The organism is Pedobacter sp. SG908, from assembly GCF_011759615.1.
In the GTDB taxonomy this organism is placed as follows: domain Bacteria; phylum Bacteroidota; class Bacteroidia; order Sphingobacteriales; family Sphingobacteriaceae; genus Pedobacter; species Pedobacter riviphilus.
This window is the reverse complement of the sequence record NZ_JAAOYY010000003.1, coordinates 538,092-559,826: the sequence shown is the minus strand read 5'-3', so window position 1 is coordinate 559,826 and position 21,735 is coordinate 538,092. Positions and strand designations below refer to the sequence as shown.

The following is a 21,735-nucleotide window of genomic DNA, read 5'->3' as shown; positions in this document are numbered from 1 at the left end:
AGATATAGTGCCATGGGCCTTACTAAGTGGAAATGCATAATTCACAAGTCAAGAGTTAATAAATGATTATAAATAACGCCAATGATAGCAGATTCGCGAATCTAATCAGTTGTCAATAGATTGCTTTGAGTTGGTTTTTTGAAAATGAAAGGGCAGTAGGTCTTGGCAGATGGTAGTCCTGCTTTCCATTCCAAGTCCTCTCCCGATGAAGAATCGGGATTGCGGGCTTTCCATTTCAATCAGGTTTATCTACAAAGTTCGGTGCTGGTTTTCGACGATAAATTTAATTTTTTGTCAGTCTGTCCAAAGGACACCTACGGAGAGCGGAGTCGAAGACCCTGCGGGCGTTAACTTTTAAACTGTAATTTATACATAAAGAATCCCTCGGCTACGCTTAGGATGACAGATTCCTATAGAAAAATCGTCATTCTCGCGCATGCGGGAATCTTAATGCAAACGTTTTAAGATTCCCAATCAAGTTGGGAATGACGATCTCTCGAGGGATACTACCTGATAAAATTTATCTGTTAATCATATTGATTTTTATACAAATAAATTATCCCTCAGGATAACAGATTCCTACATGTCAATCACAACGTAAACCAGCGGTAATAAATTTGTTTGATTTACTGACCGCCAGTAGTATATTGTTATATTGGGTCCGTTTTAAACATTCTTATATGAAAAAATCATCCTTTGTTCTGCTTTGCCTCTCTCTCTTAACCATAACTGCTTTTGCCCAAAAGAAACCTAATTTTTGGGATGATGTGCAGGTGATTAAAAAGTACGATCAAATGTATAAACCGCCTGTAAATCCGGTGTTGTTTGTAGGAAGCTCATCTATCCGCAAATGGGACAACTGTACACAGGTTTTCGCCAAATACAATGCTTTAAACCGAGGTATTGGCGGTGCTGTAATTAACGATATTACCTATTATTTAAACGATGTTGTTTTTCCTTACCAACCTAAACAGATTGTATTGTATGTGGGGGAGAACGATTTGCCAAACGAAACGGTTACACCTGATACTGTTTTAAAACGGACCATCCACTTATTCCAGGCCATTAGGGTAAAGCTGCCAACGGTACCTATTGTTTATATTTCGATTAAACCAAGCCCGAGCAGGGATAAATTTAAGGAGAAAGCGATAGCATCTAACGCGTTAATTAAAAAGTTCCTTGCCGGAGAAGCGAATACGAAATTCGTTAATATATATCCGTTGATGCTAACTAAAGATGGACAACTTAGGCCAGAACTTTTTGTAGATGATATGCTGCACATGAATGCTGCTGGTTATGCCATCTGGCGCAAAGCTGTTGAACCTCATTTATTGAAATAGATTTTTAGTCCAAAGTTCGGTGTCAGAGGTCAGCAGACTAAAGTTAAATCCCAAAGCTAAAATTCGTCATTTCGACCGTAGCGGAGAAATCTATTGCGGGATATCGGGACTAAAATTCATTGGAGTAGCGTAACGATGCAATCGTTAGGCTATTTGATGCACGCGTTAGAAACGCGCGCAAGCCTTATTGAAAATCCCGACTAGTATATTTTTCTTGCAGGTATGAAGTTATCTAGCCCCGATTGAACGAAAAGCCCGGAGCAAAGCGAGGACTTGCAGTGAAAGCGGGACTGAACCCAGCCAATTAACCACAGGTTTTGCGCTTCATAAGAAGACAAAAGCTAAAAGACCAAAGACTAAAGCAGATTTATTGAAGTGGTTTTGAGTCGGAAGCCCGGAGTCGGAGGTCTGGTGATTGAGGCAGAAAGACTAAAGCTGAAAACTTGAGTGTTCTTAAATGTCTTAGGTGGTAAAAAATGGTCTGCATAAACGATGCAATCGTTAAGCTATTTATGCACGCGTTAGAAACGTGCGCAAGCCACTGAAATTGTAAGTGCGGCTAACCGGAATTAAAATTATATATTTATTATTGCGTTTTAACCGTCCCCTAACCTACATGAAGAGACTTCTACTGGCTATATTATTCTTCCTGACTGTTTATTGTGCCCAGGCCCAGGTGCTACTGGGGATTCCACAAGTGGTAAATTACAATAACGAGCAGTATAATGGCGGTATTCAGAACTGGGATGTAGAGCAGGATAAAAATGGTATCCTCTATTTTGGCAATAATGAGGGGCTGCTTACTTTTAACGGCCGCTATTGGAACCTGTTCAGGTTGCCTAATCTTACCTCGGTACGTTCGGTGGGGATCGACTCTAAAAACCGCATTTACGTGGGCGGGCAAGATGAGTTTGGGTATTTCTACCCGAATGCGCAAGGTGTTTTAAAATACACATCGCTACTAAACCTGCTGCCCGAAAACATGCGGAAACTAGCCGATATATGGGGCGTTTCAATTGTGCGCGATGAAGTGTTTTTTAGGTCGATACATGCCATTCTGCATTATAAAGACGGGGTAATTAAAAGTTATAAAACCAATACTACCTGGCTGTTTATGGGCGCGGCAAAGGGGAAAGTTTTTTCACAATCATCTGATTCGGGCCTGATGATTTACGACCACGAAATATGGAAGCCTTTTTGCGTAGACAGCGTTTTAAACCGCTCGGGCATTACAGCGGTGTTGCCTTATGGTGGCGATACCTTATTGGTTTCGATGTTAAAAAAAGGCTTCTTTCTCATCGTTAACCACGAGCTAAAACCTTTAAAAACCAGTTTGGATCAGGTTTTTTTAAACGAAAGGGTTTATTTTACCACTCAAATCAGTCCGGATTTATATGGTGTAGCCACCACTTCCGGCGGGGTGTACATTATGAACAAGCAGGGTAACCTGGTACAGAAATACAACTATAAAGAGGGCTTACAAAACAATAATGTAAGGGGCATACTGCTTGATAAGGATAAGAACATGTGGCTGGCCCTTGATGATGGAATTGCCTATGTGGCCATAAACAGTGCTGTTAAAAGTATTTATCCCGATCGAAATAAGCAGATTACCAGTTACGCTTTTCGTAAATATGGCGGATCGATCTACATTGGTACCTCTTATGGTTTGTACCGCACTAAAATTAATACGGCTATGCCCGATTTAAGCTATTCGACAGCCAGTTTTGAAGAGGTAAAGAACACCAAGGGGCAGGTATGGGGGCTTGACGAAATTAACAACCAGTTGCTAATGGCACACGAGGACGGGACCCTGCTGGTGAAGGATGATGCTGCCACCCCGCTGTACAGCTCAATTGGTACCTGGATGTACCAAAGCATGGATAATGTTTACCCGAGTAAAGAGGTAATTGCGGGTACTTACGCCGGACTACAAGAAATAAATTACGATGGAAGCCGCTTTACTAACGGCGGCAAAATTGTCGGAATTAACGAAACGCTGCGCTTTATTGTGGCCGATAACAATAATCCTGATCTGATATGGGCTTCGCATCCTTACCATGGTGTATACAAGATAGAACTAAAGCCCGATCATAAAAGTATCCTGCGTACTACCTTATGCTCTGATCGGGATGGCTTGCCTACCAAGCTCTATAATTACGTGTTCCGTCTTAAAAACAGGGTGGTAATTGCCACTATAAGCGGAATTTTTGAATATAGTATGGCCAGTAAAAAGTTTACCCGTTTTAAATTGTTGGGGGCTGCACTCAATGGTGTTCCCATCCAGTACCTTAAAGAAGATAACGATGGCAATATCTGGTTTGTTACCAATAAAAAGGTAGGGGTAATCGATTTCCACAGGCCTCAAGGCAAAAATGCTTTCAGTATTTTATACCTGCCCGAGCTAAACGGCAAAGTGGTTGGTGGTTTCGAATCGATATATACGCCCGATAGCAAAAACATATTTATAGGGGCCAACAAAGGTGCTTACCATATCAATTACCAGAAATACATTCAGAATATAACCCGGCCAGATGTAGTGTTAGGCACGGTTAAATTAATGGGTAATAAAGACAGTGTGGTTTTTGGAGGCTATTTTGTAAACAAAGGGAGTATTGTGGCCCGCCAGGATCTGAATGAAATACCTGAATATGTATACAGCTTAAATTCTATCCATTTCGAATATGCCTCTACACTTTTTGAGCACGATAAAAATATTAAATTCAGCTACCAGCTTATTGGTTTTGATAACGAATGGTCGGCGTGGAATACTAAAAGTGAAAAAGACTATACCAACTTACCTGCCGGAAAATATACCTTTAATGTAAAGGCCAGTACCGGTATCAGTAACGAATCGGAAGTAGTGAGTTATACATTCGTGGTTTTGCCTGCCTGGTACAATACCATTTGGATGCGTATGGTTTACCTTGTTTTGATTGTAATGGCCCTGAGGTTAATTATCAGGTGGCAAAAAAAGAAGCACATTAAAGAACAGGAACGCATGAGTTACCTGCACCAGCTGGAACTGGATCGGAACGAAAAAGAAATTGTAAGGCTGCAGAACGAAAAGCTTGAAGCTGATGTAAATTATAAAAACAAAGAACTTTCTACCATGACCATGCATCTGGTTCAGCGTGGTAAAGTTTTGGCAAAAATTAAAGAGGTTATATCGGCGGTAATTAAAAACCACGATCTTAACGAAAGCTCGCCAAGTTTCAGGCACCTGATCAGGCTGATTAAAGATGTAGAGAAGAAAGACCAGGAACTGGATCACATGAGTGTGCATTTTAACCATGTAAATACCGAGTTCTTTGCCAGGCTAAAAGATCTTTATCCAGACCTAAGCCAGAACGATCTGAAATTCTGTGCTTACCTGTCGATGAATCTTTCTTCAAAAGAAATGGCCCAGCTGATGAATGTGACCATTAAGGCTATAGAAGTGGGACGTTATCGCCTTAGAAAGAAACTTCAGCTTAAGCCAGAAACCAATTTGTACGAATTCCTGATCGAAATAGCACGACAGAAAACGTCTTAAACATCCGTTTTTGTTACAAAAGCTGTTATTTTTGTTAAAAAATTTAAATACCTGTAAAACAGTTTTTTATACTTCTCTTGTAGGGCTTATGTAGGCCTATTTTTTTTGTTTTTTAGTCTTTTTGAGGGTTGGTGTATGGTTTGTGTAGTAGTGGCAAATTGTGCTATTGCTCATCGCGTCTATAGATTTGATTTATGAAACAGCAGCCAATAAGACTGTATCATGAACTAACCAAATATCATTAACTAAAAACTAATTTCTATGAGAGGAAGATTTACATTCGTATTCTTCATTTACTGTCTCCTGGCTTTCCCGTTTGCCTTAATGGCGCAAGACATTCCGGTTACAGGAAAGGTAACAGAGCAAAATGGCGCGCCACTACCTGGTGCCACAGTTAAGTTAGATGGAACGACAAGAGCGGCATCGACTGATGCCAATGGTGTATTTACCATTCAGGCTCCGGTAGGCGCAAAGCTCACCATCAATTTAATCGGTATGACGGCACAAACGGTAACTGTTCCGGCAGGAGGCCGCATTAATGTAACGCTGACAGCCGATTCAAAAGACCTGACCGAGGTAGTGGTAGTAGGTTACGGTACACAAAAGAAAAGTGTGGTAACCGGATCTATTTCGAGCGTTAAGGCAAAAGATTTAGAAAGCATGCCCATTAACAGGGTAGAGCAGGCTTTGCAAGGCAGAACATCTGGTTTAACCATTGCCAGTGGTAACGGACAGCCAGGTACCTCTTCTACCGTTCGGGTGAGGGGATATACTTCTTTTGCTTCGGGGGGTAATAATGATCCGCTTTGGGTTGTAGATGGGGTAATTGTAGATAACGGTGGCATAGGTTACCTGAACCAGGCCGATATCGAATCTATCGAAGTTTTAAAAGATGCAGCCTCGCAGGCTATTTATGGTGCCCGGGCTGCTAATGGGGTAATTATTATTACAACCAAAAAAGGTAAAGCAGGTTTAATAAGCGTAAATTATAACGGCTTCTACGGTACTTCTGCACCGGCCAAAAAACTCGATTTATTAAATGCCACCCAGTATGCTACCATCAGAAACGAATCGGCCGCTAACTCCGGATTACCACAGCCCTATGCAAATCCGGCTGCTTTAGGTGTAGGTACCGACTGGCAGGATCAGGTGTTTAACGATGATGCCCGCCGCCAGACACATGAGTTCAGCGTTAGTGGAGGAAACGATAAATTTACCATCTACAGTTCGATGGGCTACATTAAACAGGATGGTATTGTTGCCAGCCCTATTTCTAAATGGAACAGGGCGAACGTAAGGATCAATTCTACCTATAAACCTGCAAAATGGATTACTTTTGGCGAAAATTTAGGTTATAGCCATTCGGTAAACAGCAGTTTAGGTAATACCAATAGCGAATTTGGCGGACCATTAAGCTCGGCCATTAACCTCGATCCGATTACGCCGGTAGTAGAAACCGACCCGGCTTTAATTGCCAAATCGCCTTATACCATTGCAAATACTTTAAGAGATGCTAACGGATTCCCTTATGGTATCTCGCCGATTGTTGGTCAGGAAATGACTAACCCGGTAGCTTATATGCAAACCCGCCTGGGTAATTACAGCTGGGACCACAACATTGTTGGTAATGCTTTTGCGGAGATTGAACCCATCGCCAATTTGAAATTCAGATCAAGTTTAGGCACTAAAGTAGCCTTCTATGGTGGTGATTCGTACACCCCGCTTTTTTACCTGAACTCTTCTTCTAAAAATGATAAAAAATCATTCTACCGCGAAATTAATACGGTATTAAACTATAACTGGGAAAATACTTTAAGCTACTCGCGCAACTTTGGTAAACACCATGCTTTCATTATTGTGGGGCAAGGGTATTACATGGATAACAACAGCAGAAGTTTAAATACTACCTACCAGAATATCATTGCCAATAGCTTTTACGAAGCGAATTTAAACTATGATCCTGGAACCGCTAATAAACTTGTAGGTGGTGGTGATGGAACGTTACACGTTGTAAACTCATTATTTACCCGTGTTACTTACGATTATGATGAAAAATACCTGTTTACGGGTATTATCAGGCGTGATGGTTCATCGCGTTTTGGTACCAATAACCGTTTCGGTTATTTTCCTTCGTTCTCATTGGGTTGGGTGCCTTCAAAAGAGGCTTTCTGGAAAGAAAATGATATCGTGAATTTCTTGAAAATCCGCGGAGGTTATGGGGTTACGGGTAACGATGCTTTGGGCGATTTCAGGTACGTTTCTTTAGTTAGCAGTGGCCGTAACTATACCTTCGGTACAACCGATCAAAGTATGATAGGCTGGAGCCCTGCTGCTTTATCTAACCCCGATCTGAAATGGGAAGAAACCCGCCAGACCAATATTGGTTTTGATGCAACCCTGTTTACCAATTTTACCTTATCGGCAGAGTATTTCAAAAAGAAAACGGTTGGGGTATTGCAAACGCCAGATATTCCATTGTACGTTGGCGCAGCTGGAGGCCCGACACAAAACGTGGGCGATATGCAAAATACAGGTTTTGAGTTCGAACTGGGCTACCGCAAAAAAATTGGCGAATTTAACCTGGGTGTAAACGGAAATATATCCTTCCTTAAAAATAAAGTGACCAAGTTATTACCGGGTAAAACCTTTATCGAAGATAATGCACAAAGCTTCCAAACCATGGGCAACTTTACGAGAACCGGCTTAGGCAGATCTTTCAACGAATACTATGGTTACGATATGCTTGGTATTTTCCAAACCCAGGCAGAAATTGATGGTTATGTTGGTCCGGCCGGTACTAAATTACAGCCTAACGCTAAACCAGGTGATATTAAATATGCCAACTTAAATGGCGATAATGAAATCAATTCATCAGACAGGACGTTTTTAGGCAGTCCGATTCCTAAATACACCTATGGTTTAACCATTAACCTGGCGTATAAAAACTGGGATCTGGTGGCTTTCGGTAATGGTGTTGGCGGAAACCAGATTTTTCAGGGCTTACGTCGTTTAGATGTTACCTATGCCAACTGGCAAACCAAAATATTAGACCGCTGGACGCCTTCTAACCCGTCTACTACCATGCCGCGTATTGTTGAAACTGATCCAAACGGAAACTACATCAAGTTTTCGAAACTATACCTGGAAAAAGGCGATTATTTCAGATTAAAAACTTTACAGGTGGGTTATACCCTTCCTCAAAATGTATCGAAAAAAATTGGTGCGCAAAAAGTGAGAGCTTATTTAATGAGCGAAAACTTATGGACCATTACTAAATACACGGGATATGATCCAGAAATCGGCGGAACGGTATTAGGTGTAGACCGTGGTGTTTACCCGCAGGCACGTTCATTTATGATTGGTTTAAATGTTGGATTTTAATAGTTGAACAATGAAAAAAAGTATTTTTTATATCGCGGCTTTGGCCGTCTCATCACAATTGTTTGTCTCTTGCAAAAAACAGTTGGATGTAAATCCAAGAGAACGCATTTTGGAGACTGGTTATTACAAAACGCCTGCAGAAGCATTAACATCGCTCATTTCGGTGTATGACGTTCTGGGAAATCAGTCTTCAGGATACCTAACGAAAGTGAATATTTTATCGGCAGGTTCTGATGACCATTTTGCCGGAGGCGATTCGCCATCTGATATCGGCGATTTACAAACCATCAATAACTACACCTTAACTTCTACCTCTGGGGCGGCCAGCCATTTATGGGGCAAGGGCTTTACCGGTGTTTACCGCGCTAATGTATTTTTACAGAAAGTAAATGGTTCAGGTTTAGACGATGCCACCAAAACGCGGTACATTGCAGAAGTTAAAGCTTTAAGGGCAATCTATTACTTCGATCTGGTTAGGTTATTTAAGAACATTCCTTTGTTAACCGATGTGGTTGAGCCTAGTGCCATGTTTGATGTATTACAGGTTCCTGCAGATCAGGTTTATGCTTTAATTGTTAAAGATTTATCGGAAGCTATTCCTAATTTGCCAACTACGGTTCCAGTCGCTTCGCAAGGTGGCAGGCTTACTCAAGGTGCCGTACATGCAGTTTTGGGTAAAGTATATATGTGGCAGCAAAAATGGACGGAAGCTGCGGCAGAATTTGCCCTGGTTAACGGACCTACTCCTGGGGCCAGCATATATGGTTATAAATTACTGCCAAACTTTGCCGATTTATGGAACGTTAAAAATAAATTCAATTCAGAGTCGATTCTCGAAATTGTGTATAACACCACCTCTGATATGGGCTGGGGAACAGTAGGTAGCCGCGAAGGTAACGTAATGAGCATTTTGGTTGGCCCGCGTAACTATGTGCCTGTAAATGCAGCTTTGGCTCCCGATTATATTTCGGGCTGGAGTTTCTTGCCTTTCACCAAAGATTTCTTTGATCAGATTCATTTCGACCCGAGGAATAAAGCAACCGTTGCCAATCTGGATAGTTTGGAAAAGGCAAATATTGTTACCTATAAACATGCATATGCCAATACCGGATATTTTATAGAAAAATACGCTGGCCGTACTTCTACCAAAGCGGCCAGTGGCCAGTTAGAACTTAATTTTGGTCAGGATATGTATGAAATCCGTTTAGCCGATACTTATTTGTTAGAGGCAGAAGCATTGCTAAAAAGTGGTGCAGGTGTTGGTGCCGGAACAAAAGCCTATATCATGTTTAATGCAGTAAGGGCAAGGGTGGGCTTAAATCCGCTACCGGTAACTATGGATAACATTATGCGCGAGCGCCGTTTGGAGCTTGCCGCAGAAGGACACCGCTGGTTTGATTTGGTACGATGGGGCCTGGCGCCAACTGTATTAGCTGGTAAAGGTTTTAAAGCCGGTAGAAACGAAATCTTTCCAATTCCGGAAAGAGAACTGGCCAACTCTAAAATTTTACAAAGTAAAGAATGGGGCGGTTCTAAATAATGCCCGTCTATATATCCTTAATGTTTAATTGTTACAGGGAGAAAGCTAAGTCTTTCTTCCTGTTTTTTACCAGATCATCTTCCTTGTATGCTATTCACCAAGTCCTTTGGACTCTTAATAGGTTGTGCTTTCACTTTTTCGGTTATGGCACAAGGCCAGCCACAAATGTGGTTAACCAAAGCCGATCGTACGGCCTTATTTACCCGTCAATCTACCGGTTTAAGTTTGGTCAACGCCAAAAATAAGCAGCCCACCATTTTTGTAAACGATAAAGAAACTTTTCAAAGTATAGATGGTTTTGGTTTTGCCTTAACAGGGGGAAGTGCACAGCACATTATTAAAATGTCGGCACCAGCCAGAGCGGCTTTATTGAAGGAGTTATTTGCTACTGATGGAAACAATATTGGAGTGAGTTACATCCGCCTGAGCATCGGTGCATCTGATTTAAATGAAAAAGTATTTTCTTATAACGACCTTCCAGAAGGGCAAACCGATTTAACGCAGGCTAAATTTGACCTCGGTCCAGATAAAATGGATGTAATTCCGGTAATGAAGGAAATCCTTGCGATCAACCCCAAACTAAAAATTATGGGCTCGCCATGGTCTCCTCCCTTATGGATGAAAACCACTTACGATGCCCGAGGCGGGATGTTAAAGCCCGAATATTATGATGCTTACTCCAGGTACTTTGTAAGGTATGTACAGGAAATGCAAAGGGAAGGTATTCCTATTGATGCGATTACCGTTCAAAATGAGCCTTTACACCCAGGCAATAACCCTAGTTTATTTATGGCAGCACCAGATCAGGCACTTTTTGTAAAGAAATTCTTAGGGCCTGCTTTTGCCAAGGCCAATATTAAAACCAAGATTATTGTGTACGACCATAATGCTGACCGACCTGATTATCCGATCAGCATTTTAGATGATCCTGAAGCCAAAAAATATATCGATGGATCGGCCTTTCACCTTTACGGAGGTAAAATAGAAGCTTTAACCGATGTGCATAATGCCCATCCCGATAAAAACATCTATTTCTCTGAGCAAATGGTGGTTGAATCGCCCGATGCCGCAACCATCAATATCGTAAATCCGGTAAAGCGTTTAATTATTGGTGCTACGCGAAACTGGAGCAAAAACGTTTTGGAATGGAACCTCGCTGCCGACCCTGAAAATAAGCCTTATACCGATAGGGGCGGTTGCTCCATGTGCCAGGGGGCAGTTACCATTAGTGGCGATAAGTATAGCCGTAACCTGGCCTACTTTTCCATTGCCCATGCTTCGAAATTTGTAAGGCCGGGCTCGGTACGCATTGCTTCTAATGAGCTGGATGGTTTAGCTAACGTTGCATTTAAAACACCTGATGGTAAACATGTGCTTATTGTGGCCAATACCGGTAAAGAAGCTGCTGCCTTTAACATCAGTCAAAATGGTAAAACATACGCTGCGGCGCTCGATAAGGGCGCAGTAGCCACTTATATCTGGTAATTATCAATTATTTAAACTATGTTTTTAAGAAAATCTCTTTTATCTATTTTTCTGTTCAGCAGCATTTCGTTTACCGGTTTTAGTCAGGGCTTTTTAAAAGCTTCGGGTACAAAAATTGTTGATGGCCAGGGCCAGAATGTATTATTGCGTGGCATTGGCCTTGGAGGCTGGATGTTGCAGGAAGGTTACATGCTCAAAATCAATAAGGAAGCACAGCAGTATCGAATTCGTGAGCGGATAGAAGAGTTAATGGGGCCGAAACAGACCCAGGAATTTTACGATGCCTGGCTGGCTAACCACATGCGCAAAATTGATGTCGACTCCATGAAACGCTGGGGATTTAATTCCATCCGCCTGCCTATACATTATAATTTATATACTTTACCGGTAGATAAAGAACCCGTGGCCGGAAAAAATACCTGGCTCGAAAAGGGTTTTGCCTTAACCGATAGTTTGCTCAACTGGTGTAAAGCCAATAAAATGTACCTTATTTTAGATTTGCATGCGGCACCTGGTGGGCAGGGAAACGATTTAAACATTGCCGACCGCGATCCGTCAAAACCTTATTTATGGGATAGTGAGGCCAACCAGCAGAAAACCATTGCCCTTTGGCGAAAACTGGCCGAACGATACAAAAACGAACCTTACATTGGCGCCTACGATATTATAAACGAACCCAATTATGGTTTTACAAATCCTGAAGACGATAAAAACGGAACCAAAGAAAAAGTAAATGCGCCTTTAAGAAAACTGATGGTAGAGATTACCAAAGCCATCCGCGAGGTAGACCCGCAACACCTGATCATTATTGAAGGTAATGGCTGGGGCAATAATTACAATGGTATTTTCCCGCTGTGGGATAAAAATATGGCTTTAAGTTTCCATAAATACTGGAATTACAACGATCAGGCTTCAATAGCGCACATTATTAAAGCCCGCGACGAGCAGCAAGTACCCGTTTGGCTGGGCGAAACAGGCGAAAATTCGAATGTTTGGTTTACCGATGCCATCCACCTTTTAGAAAAAAACAATATCGGCTGGTCGTGGTGGCCTTTAAAAAAAATCGGGTTCAATAACCCAATGGAAATTAAATCGAACCCCAATTACGATGCGTTGGTTAAATACCTGAACAATGGCGGTAATAAACCTAAAGATAGCAACGTGTACAGTGGACTGATGGAACTGGCTATTTATTCGAGGTTAGAAAATACCATCATTCACCGCGACGTAATCGATGCGATGATTCGCCAGCCCTTTAGTAACGAAACCAAACCTTTTAAAGCCAATTTAATTAAAAACAAGAGTATTATTTACGCGGTTGATTACGACTTGGGGAGAAATGGTTTTGCCTACTTCGATAACGATACGGCCGATTACCATACCTCAACAGGAAAAAGAAGTGCAGGTAACCGTGGCTGGATTTACAGGAATGATGGGGTAGATATTGCAAAAGATTCTACACAGTATGAAAAGTATTATGTAAACCACATCGAAAAAGGAGAGTGGTTGCAATACACCATAAATGTGTTGCAAAAAGGAATGTATACTTTAAAAATAAATGCAGCATCAGGTCAGGCTAGCGGACGGATGAATATTTCAATTGATGGTAAAACCGTTGCTAAAGAAGTAACCGTACCCAATACTGGCGATGCGAAAAAGTTTGCCACTTTCGAGATCAAAAACGTACCATTAAAAGCCGGAAATCAAAAAATTAGGATTTTGGCTGCCATTGGCGGTTATAATTTTAGTTATATTCAGTTTATAAAATAAAAAGCAAAACAGCATCTTGAAAGGTATAAAACGGATCGTGGTTATTTTAGGAGCAATGGCGATAGTCATCATTATCCTTTCAAGATGCATGAATGCGGCCGATCAATTGCCTGAAGATGCGAGGGGAAAGGCCTATACCGGAGCGGCTACCTGCGTTAAATGCCATAAAGATTTATCACAGTCTTATGCACACAGTCCGCATGGTTTAACTTCTAAACCCGTGGTTGATGCTGCTTTGTTAAAAGTTTTTTCGCCCGATTCGAACAGTTTTTTGTTCAGTGCACATCAAAAAGTGGTGATCGAAAAAAGAGATAGTGGTGTTTTTCAGGTGGCTTATCAGGATGGAAAAGCCGTTCGTGCGCAAAAGTTTGATATGCAGTTTGGTTCAGGCGAAAAAGCCTATACTTATACTTATTGGCAAGGCAAGAAAATGTACGAACTGCCTTTATCTTACTTTGCTGCTATTCAGAATTGGGCCATCAGCCCTGGTTTTCCAAAAGAAAGCTTTTATTATGACCGGGCAATAACCAGTCGTTGTTTAGAGTGCCACGCCTCTTATGTTGATATTAAACTCACGCAACAGTCTACCTTTTCAAAAGACGAAGAGATGGAAAAAGGTTCTGTTATTTATGGGATAGATTGTGAGCGCTGCCACGGACCAGGTAAACAGCATGTGGTATTTCATATGGAAAACCCTCAGGAAAAGACAGCGAAGTTTATAACACTTTATAAAACACTTACCCGTAAACAAAAAATGGATGCCTGCGGGGTATGCCATTCTGGAAATGCCTTAGTTGCCCAAAAATCGGTATTTGGTTTCGAACCTGGCGATAATTTGGATGATTACTACACACAGGATTTTGTAGGTTTTGGCGGTGGTGACCCAGATGTGCATGGTAACCAAACCAGCATGTTAACCGGATCGAATTGTTATAGAAAGAGTAAAAACATGACATGCCAATCGTGCCACAATATACATGAAAATATTAAGGGCAACTTAAATCTTTACTCACAGCGCTGCATTAATTGCCACCAAAGCACCAACCATAGCAAAACCACTTTAGCTAAAGGATCGCTTAGTACCAATTGTATCGACTGCCATATGCCTAAAGAATCTTCAAAATTGATCACTTTTCAACAGGCGGGCAAAGACCATTTGAGCCCATATCGCTTACGCTCACACCATATTGCTATTTATCCCGTTATTAATAAGTAAAAACCAAACTTGTATTAAGAAATTCCCCACTATCCATTAATAGGACTTGGATTTCGTACATTTGGTTTCCACCTTAAAAATTAGATAGTAGCCGATATGCTCATAAAACACTACTTAGCTTTATTTTTCCTCCTTTTTCTCTCCACCTCTACTTTTGCTCAAAAGAAATTTACCCTTAGCGGCACCATTCGCGATGCAGGTACAGGTGAAACCTTAATTGGTGCAACGGTAAGGATTTCTGGAGCTTCTACCGCTGCAACCTTAACCAATAATTATGGATATTTTGCTTTAACACAGACCGAAGGAACCTACACTGTAGCGGTAAGTTATACCGGATATACCTCCATTGTTAAAACCATCAATTTAACAAAAGATACCAAGTTAAATGAGGAATTAAAAAGTGCAAATGATCTTGCTGAAGTAACCGTAAGTGCCAATAACCGCAAAAACGAAAACGTTAAAAGTGCGCAGATGGGTTTGGAAAGGATCGATATGAAATCGCTTAATTCCATTCCTGTGCTTTTGGGCGAAAAGGATATTTTAAAAACCATTCAGCTGCTACCAGGCGTAAAATCAGGTGGCGAAGGAAATACAGGTTTTTATGTTCGCGGTGGTGCTGCCGATCAGAATTTAATCATTTTAGATGAGGCTGTAGTGTACAATTCATCGCACCTTTTGGGCTTCTTTTCTACTTTTAATGCCGATGCGATTAAGGATGTAAGCCTGTATAAAGGTGGCATGCCGGCGCAGTATGGAGGCCGTTTATCGTCTGTTTTGGATGTTAAAATGGATGATGGCAACAATAAAGAATTTAAGTTTCAGGGCGGTATTGGTTTAATCGCTTCGCGTTTAAAAGCAGAAGGGCCTATTGTAAAAGACAGAGGCTCGTTTATGGTGAGTTTCCGCCGCACCTATATCGATGCATTTTTACGCTCTTCGCCAGATTCATCTGTTAATGGCAGTACCCTGAATTTTTATGATATTAATGCAAAGGCGAATTATAAAATCAATGATAAAAATACCATTTATATTTCTGGCTATTTTGGTAAAGATAATATCGGCGTTAAAGACCTTTTTGAAAATAATTGGGGCAATGTTACCACCACCATTCGCTTAAACCACATTTTTAACGACCGCTTGTTTTCAAATACCTCATTAATTTACAATAACTATAATTATACGGTTCGCCTGTTAAATGATGCCACGAATTTTAAAGCCACCTCATTGGTACGTGATTTTAACTTTAAACAAGATTTCCAGTATTTCAGCAATAAACATATACTCCGTTTTGGCTTAAATGCCACACAACACCGTATTTCGCCGATTGATATTGATAGCGATGAAGCATCGCAGGTAAATTCGCTTACGCAGGAAAGGCGTTATGGGATTGAATCAGCCGCTTATATTTCTGACGAATGGGCCGTAAACGAACATTTAAACTTTTTATATGGTATGCGTTTGGCGGCTTTTTCTTTAATGGGGCCAGGTAATTTTAGCACCTATGATGCCAATGGGAATATTGTATCAACAGAAAATGTAGCCAAGGGTAAATTTCATAAAAATTACTTTAACCTCGAGCCACGTTTCTCGGTAAGTTACTTGTTTAACGAAGAAAATTCGATCAAGGCTTCTTATAACCGGAATACACAGAATGTACATATTTTAACCAATGCTACGTCTAGCTCGCCAACCGATCAGTATGTGTTGAGCAGTACCAATATTAAACCCGAAATTGCCGATCAGGTGGCTTTGGGGTATTTCAAAAACATCCAGGATAACAATTACGAACTCTCGGGAGAGGTTTATTATAAGTGGCTCCAGAATCAGATCGACTATAAAAATGCGGCTGAATTATTGGCCAACTCCAACGTAGAATCAGAACTTTTATACGGGGTAGGCAGGGCATATGGATTAGAGTTGTTTTTTAAGAAAAAATTCGGAAAGCTGAACGGTTGGGTAGGCTATACCTTATCGCGTACCGAACGTAAATTTACCGAACTCAATGATGGTAAATATTTTCCGGCAAGGCAAGATCGTACGCATGATATCTCGTTAGTAGGAATTTACAACATGACCAAGCGCTGGACTTTCTCCTCGAGTTTTATCTACAGCACGGGTAATGCCGTAACTTATCCGGCAGGAAAATATAGTATTGGTGGACAGATGGCATACTACTATACACAAAGAAATGCAGGCCGAATGCCTTATAATATGCGTTGGGATGTGAGTGCAACCTTAGAAGGGAAACCAGGAAGGAAATACCAATCAAGCTGGAATTTTGGGATTTATAATTTATTGGCCAGAAAAAATCCTTATTCTATTGAGTTTATTACCGATCCGAACGATCCGACCAAAACTGCGGCACAGCAAACCTCACTTTTCGGACTTATTCCATCTATTACCTGGAACTTTAAATTTTAAAACAATGAAAAAACGCATTATATACTTTTCGCTGTTCACTCTATGTTTAGCTTCTTGTAAGAAGATTATTTCTATTGATACTGAAAATGCCGCGCCTCAAATCGTAATTGAAGGAAGAATTAACGATCAACTGATTGATCAAGAAATTAAGATCAGCAAAACCATTGGTTATACAGAAGCCAATGTTTTTCCGAAAATTTCGGGGGCCAGTGTTACCGTAACAGATAGTAAGGGTAACACCTATATTTTTAAGGAAGGTACAACACCAGGAACTTATATCAATAAAATGAAAGGCCAGCCAGGGGTTACCTACAATTTAAATGTAAATGCCGAAGGACAAACCTACACGGCCAGTTCGAAAATGCCTAATGTGGTTAAAATGGATTCCATCGGGGTGATCAAAAATTTTTTCTTTGGGAGAGAGCGTAAAACTGCTGCAGTATTCTTTAAAGATCCGGCCAACGAAACCAATTTTTATCATTTTAACCTCTATGTTAATGATGTTTTATCAGAGCGCTTTTATGTAAATAACGATCGTTTAACAAATGGAAACGACTTAAGGATCCAGTTATTTTTTAAGCCTCCTACTAACGACCACGATAGTGATGAGTTAAACTCGAACGATAAAATTAAAATAGAAATGGAGTGTATCGATTCTAATATTTTCGATTATTGGTATGCTTTAAGTCAGCAATCAAACCGGGGGCCAAACCAAGGCACCACTCCAGCTAATCCAACTTCTAATATTTCCAATCAGGCACTCGGCTATTTTAGCGCCAATACTTACCAAGTGCTATCAGCAACTGTAAAATAAAAATCTTTTTGATAATTCAAGTTGATTAAAAACACCTTATAATTTTTACTGTTAAATAAAATATGAAAGTATTTATAAGTGGCAACATTGCTTCAGTTGGAATAAAAAAACTGGAAGAAAACAATATATCCATTACCCAGTGGAAAGAAAACCGACAGATTACACCTCAAGAATTGATTGAAGCCTGCCAGGATCAGGATGCTTTGATTAGTGTAGGCCCAAATAAGATTAATGCTGAATTTCTGAAAGCTTGTAGTCATTTAAAGGTTATTGCGCTACATTCAGTAGGTTACGATAACGTAGATATAGCTGCAGCAAAGGCCTTGGGTATTCCAATCGGAAATACACCTGGGGTGTTAAGTGCCGCCACTGCTGATACCGCTTTTTTATTGATGCTGGCTGTTTCCAGAAAGGCTTTCTACTCCCATAAGAAAATTATTAAGGGTGAATGGAAAAACTATGAACCCAGTCCTGAACTTGGTATTGAAGTAAATGGCAAAACCCTTGGTATTTTCGGCCTTGGAAAAATTGGGTTAGAGATGGCAAAAAAATGCATTGGCGCTTACAGCATGTCGGTAATTTACTATAACCGCTCGCGTAACGAAGAAGCTGAAAAAGAAATCGGGGCCAAATATGTATCTTTTGAAGAACTTTTGGCTCAAAGTGATGTACTTTCTATCCATACGGCATTAACACCAGAAACCAAGGGTAAATTTACGCTAGATGTTTTTAAACAGATGAGACCCAATTCTATTTTTATTAATACGGCAAGAGGTGGTATTCATAACGAAAAGGATTTAATCAAAGCCTTAGAGGAGAAAATGATATGGGGGGCAGGCTTGGATGTAACGAACCCAGAACCGACGGATAAAAATAATCCCTTGTTAGCGATGGAAAACGTTGCCGTTTTACCACACATTGGCTCAGCCACGGAAGAAACCAGAGCCGCAATGGCCCAGATTATTGTGAAGAATGTTTTGGCAGGATTGAAAGGAGAAAAGCTGCCTTTCGAGGTGAAGTGAGATGATAAATCCAATAGAATTGTCATCTAGACTGTAGCATAGCGAAATGTTCCAAAGGAACTCCTTCGGAGGAGAGATCTTTTACTAAGTTATCTAAATCAAATTTAAAAGATTTTGCTTCGCAGAGCCTTCGGGTTCTCCACTGCGGTCGAAATGAAGATACTTCGATCATTCACTTTCTTTATCCGTCATTCAATTGATTTTTATACCATAAATTATCCTTTAGGATGACTATGTTTTGTTACAGTTAACCAATTTAAACCATTCACCAGTTAAGCCACTTAATCTGTTCTCAGCTTGCCAAAACAAGCGAACCTTAACTTCTATTTAACGAGGTATTTAAACACCGATCTTCCTAAATTTCCGTTGGCATCTATACCCTCAATAATTACTTTATACTGCCCTTTACCATCTGCATTGTAATATTCGAAAGAGGCATTACCCGTTGCATCAGTAATTACTTTAGGGTTCCAGTAAATAGTGGTTCTTAAATCGTTACGGTTCATACTTGCAGGAACATCATATTTAGGTGAGTAAAACTGTTTTTCTTTGTTATAACCCTGGGGCGAGAAAGTAAGCTCATAGTATTTTGGAAGCATATCCATCAACTGTGCTTTCGTAATTTTGGTTCCTTTAGGTGCCTTTTTCTGGTTAAATACAATTACACCGTTTACATTATTGGTACGGTTAACCAAGCCTAAATCGTCTCTTAAAAATACCTCAACCGATTCGAGCTGATTAGGATCTAATGTGTTAATCTGGTTTACGTCTACATTCATCCCGTTAATGAAAATACCCATCGGGATTTTTTTGCCCTGGTTGTAATCTCTGGTTACATAAAAATTATTATCAACGAAGGTAACACCGGCAAGCATACCTTGTAAACAGTTAATCAATAAACCACATCCTTTAAATCGATCGCCACTAACCTCATGGTCGGCCATTTGACTTAGTCCGCTCAGTGCAGGATAATCTTTATGACTTACTTTCGGAACCACAGCGGCTTTAATGTTTACATCTTTTAGTGTATGTAAATAAGCATATTGTCTTTTGCTGTTATCTAAATAACTGGTTAAAGCACTATCGATATTTAAAACCTCTTCGGCCGCACTAAAGTTTCTGGTTAGCGTTGGCACCGGTGCACCATTTAAGCTTAAGGTCATGTTTTTGTAGTTAACATTGTACTTAGCGGTAATGGTCACTTTAGAGGAATCGTTAAACATCAGATTTTGGAATTTAAAATTCCCAACAGGGTCAGTGGTACTTTCTAAATTGAAACGTTTATCCGGTATGGTTAATAATAAGGCTCCCTTTCTAACCGGAATACCGTTGTTTTGGCGCAAAATACCCGAAATTTCGATGCCTTGTTCTGGTAAGAAATCAATTTTAGGTAATTTATTGGCAATAATATCGGTGTATTTGAAGCTGCGGTAGCCCTGGGTTAGTAATAGTACATCTAAATCTGCGTTTTTCTTCGCATCTGGTGCATTAAAGTAATAATTTGCTTTTTCGATATAGCCTTTAACATCGCTGCTTAATAAAAGTCCTGTTAATATGGTACTGGTTGCATCTTCGTTTGATGGAACTTTTGACTCATCTACAACAGCTACCGAGAAGTTACCTTCTACGGGGGCGCCATCTTTTTTGGCAGCTACATTTATTTTCACCTTTTTCTTAGTTCCGTAAGTAGTTGCAGCACTGGTTAAAGTTACCGCCATGGTATTTTTGTGCTGAACAAAAACCAATCGTTCACTTAATGGTTTACCAAACTCATTAAACAAGGTAAATTGCGCAATTCCATTCGGGAATTTGGATTTAAGTACGGTTGTATTGTACTCTTTGTTTGATAATGCTGTTTGTGCACCATAACAGATAACGCCTTTACTCTGCGCTATTAAATAAAGCTTTTTGCCCTGATTCTGCTCAAAGAAAGCATCGTTAGCCAAAATTTTTATGGCTATATTATCTGCACTGCTGTTATCTATATTTACGGCAGCACCATTTGCAACAACTGCCGGCAAATTATAATTTTGAGTAGTGCCGTCGGCATAAGTTACAGCTGCTTTGTAAGTTTTTCCGGCTTCAGCCAATAGACTGAAACTGCCCATTCCTAAATGCTGAGCAGTAAAAGTGGCAACAGTTTTGCCATCATTATCGGTTACCGTGCCTTTTGAATTAATGCCTAAACCATCACTTTTAATGGCTTTAAAGGCTACTTTAGTGTTTAGGCCAGCGATTAAACTCCCGCCTTCCGGAAAAAATTGAAAATCTTTGCTTACAATAGCGTTTTTAAGTTGAAAGCTACTGCTTGCTACATCTTTATCAGTGGTATTAATACTGGTAATCAGTTCGCCTTTTTGTAATTGATATTCGGCCTTTTGTGCATTGCTCATCGCAATGGTTAAATATCCGTTGGCATCTGTTGTGCCCCTTCCTTTGGCAATAACCGTATAACTGGTAACCACTTGCCAGCTTACATTTTTATTGGCATAAGGTTTATTATTGGCATCTTTAAATTGTGCACGTGCATCAATCTTTTCTAACTTATCAGTGGAGGTGTTTTTATAGGTGATATGGGTTTTTACCTCTTTATCAATGGCTTCACCTACATAAAAAGTTTTGTTAAAATAAGCAGGATCCTCACTGTTAAGCATCCATAAAGTATAAGCCCTAATATGGTAATTGCCTTGTTTGTAGTTGATCTGATCTAAGGCAAAACTGCCATAGGCAAAACCACCTGTAATGGGTAATTTTATAGTTTGGATAAGCGAATCTTTCTGATTGATTACATCCACATAAATGATCTTACTGATGGCTGATAAGAAATTTTGGTTTTCGGTAACATAAGCTTTAAACCAAACCGTATCGGCTACTGCGTAATAAGGTTTGTCAAAATGAAGATAAATCTTTTCAGCTGGGTAATCGCTCAATACCTTATTCGTTTTGGTAATAATACTGTTTATGCTAATGGTATCGGTTTGGGCCGAAGAAGAAAAACTTAGTGCTGATAGAAGTAACAGTATGATAAACGATAATCTAAAAATCTTCATGGATTGGATATTAAATGCTAAGTCCGTAAATATATCCAATTATAAATAGAGCACATAAAATGTGATGATGTTTAACATTTTTTTACAAAAGATTTAAGTTCATTGGTTCACTAGCTATTGGTTCACTGGTCAGTGGTTCATCCTTGCCTGTCCGTAGTGTT

General features: G+C 40.2%; 11 protein-coding genes. 10 read left to right on the top strand and 1 reads right to left on the bottom strand.

From position 1 onward, the window contains the following. Nucleotides 1–680: 680 nt before the first annotated feature. The 10 genes from FHT21_RS23045 to FHT21_RS23000 all read left to right on the top strand — a co-directional run bounded on the left by FHT21_RS23045 (nt 681) and on the right by FHT21_RS23000 (nt 18,524). The gene (locus tag FHT21_RS23045; RefSeq protein WP_167297056.1) at nt 681–1,340 is read left to right on the top strand and encodes a GDSL-type esterase/lipase family protein; all 660 of its coding nucleotides are present in this window, start codon (nt 681–683) and stop codon (nt 1,338–1,340) included. Between the two features lie 616 nt (nt 1,341–1,956). Further along, on the top strand, nt 1,957–4,875 hold the full coding sequence (locus FHT21_RS23040; RefSeq protein ID WP_167297055.1) for a triple tyrosine motif-containing protein: 2,919 nt from the start codon (nt 1,957–1,959) through the stop codon (nt 4,873–4,875). A 261-nt stretch (nt 4,876–5,136) separates the two neighbouring features. Beyond that, entirely contained in the window at nt 5,137–8,256 is a 3,120-nt protein-coding gene (locus FHT21_RS23035; RefSeq protein ID WP_167297054.1) for a TonB-dependent receptor, read from the top strand. A 10-nt stretch (nt 8,257–8,266) separates the two neighbouring features. Continuing rightward, nucleotides 8,267–9,796 carry a RagB/SusD family nutrient uptake outer membrane protein gene (locus FHT21_RS23030; protein ID WP_167297053.1) on the top strand — a complete coding sequence of 510 codons (1,530 nt, stop codon included), beginning with the start codon at nt 8,267–8,269 and terminating at the stop codon, nt 9,794–9,796. Between the two features lie 144 nt (nt 9,797–9,940). After that, complete coding sequence (locus FHT21_RS23025) at nt 9,941–11,281, top strand: glycoside hydrolase family 30 beta sandwich domain-containing protein (protein ID WP_243854081.1); 1,341 nt, start codon at nt 9,941–9,943, stop codon at nt 11,279–11,281. 18 nt (nt 11,282–11,299) lie between these two features. Next, complete coding sequence (locus FHT21_RS23020) at nt 11,300–13,051, top strand: cellulase family glycosylhydrolase (RefSeq protein ID WP_167297051.1); 1,752 nt, start codon at nt 11,300–11,302, stop codon at nt 13,049–13,051. 16 nt (nt 13,052–13,067) lie between these two features. Further along, entirely contained in the window at nt 13,068–14,267 is a 1,200-nt protein-coding gene (locus FHT21_RS23015) for a multiheme c-type cytochrome (protein WP_167297050.1), read from the top strand. 96 nt (nt 14,268–14,363) lie between these two features. Next, nucleotides 14,364–16,688, top strand: coding sequence for a TonB-dependent receptor (locus FHT21_RS23010; protein WP_167297049.1), 2,325 nt, complete (start codon nt 14,364–14,366; stop codon nt 16,686–16,688). 4 nt (nt 16,689–16,692) lie between these two features. Then, nucleotides 16,693–17,502 (top strand): DUF4249 domain-containing protein, encoded by an 810-nt coding sequence (locus FHT21_RS23005; RefSeq protein WP_167297048.1) that lies wholly within the window; start codon nt 16,693–16,695, stop codon nt 17,500–17,502. A 62-nt stretch (nt 17,503–17,564) separates the two neighbouring features. Continuing rightward, on the top strand, nt 17,565–18,524 hold the full coding sequence (locus tag FHT21_RS23000; protein WP_167297047.1) for a D-glycerate dehydrogenase: 960 nt from the start codon (nt 17,565–17,567) through the stop codon (nt 18,522–18,524). A gap of 323 nt (nt 18,525–18,847) precedes the next feature. Here the strand turns inward: FHT21_RS23000 and FHT21_RS22995 are convergent, their stop codons facing one another. After that, nucleotides 18,848–21,574 (bottom strand): carboxypeptidase regulatory-like domain-containing protein, encoded by a 2,727-nt coding sequence (locus FHT21_RS22995; RefSeq protein ID WP_243854080.1) that lies wholly within the window; start codon nt 21,572–21,574, stop codon nt 18,848–18,850. Between the last annotated feature and the right edge of the window lie 161 nt (nt 21,575–21,735).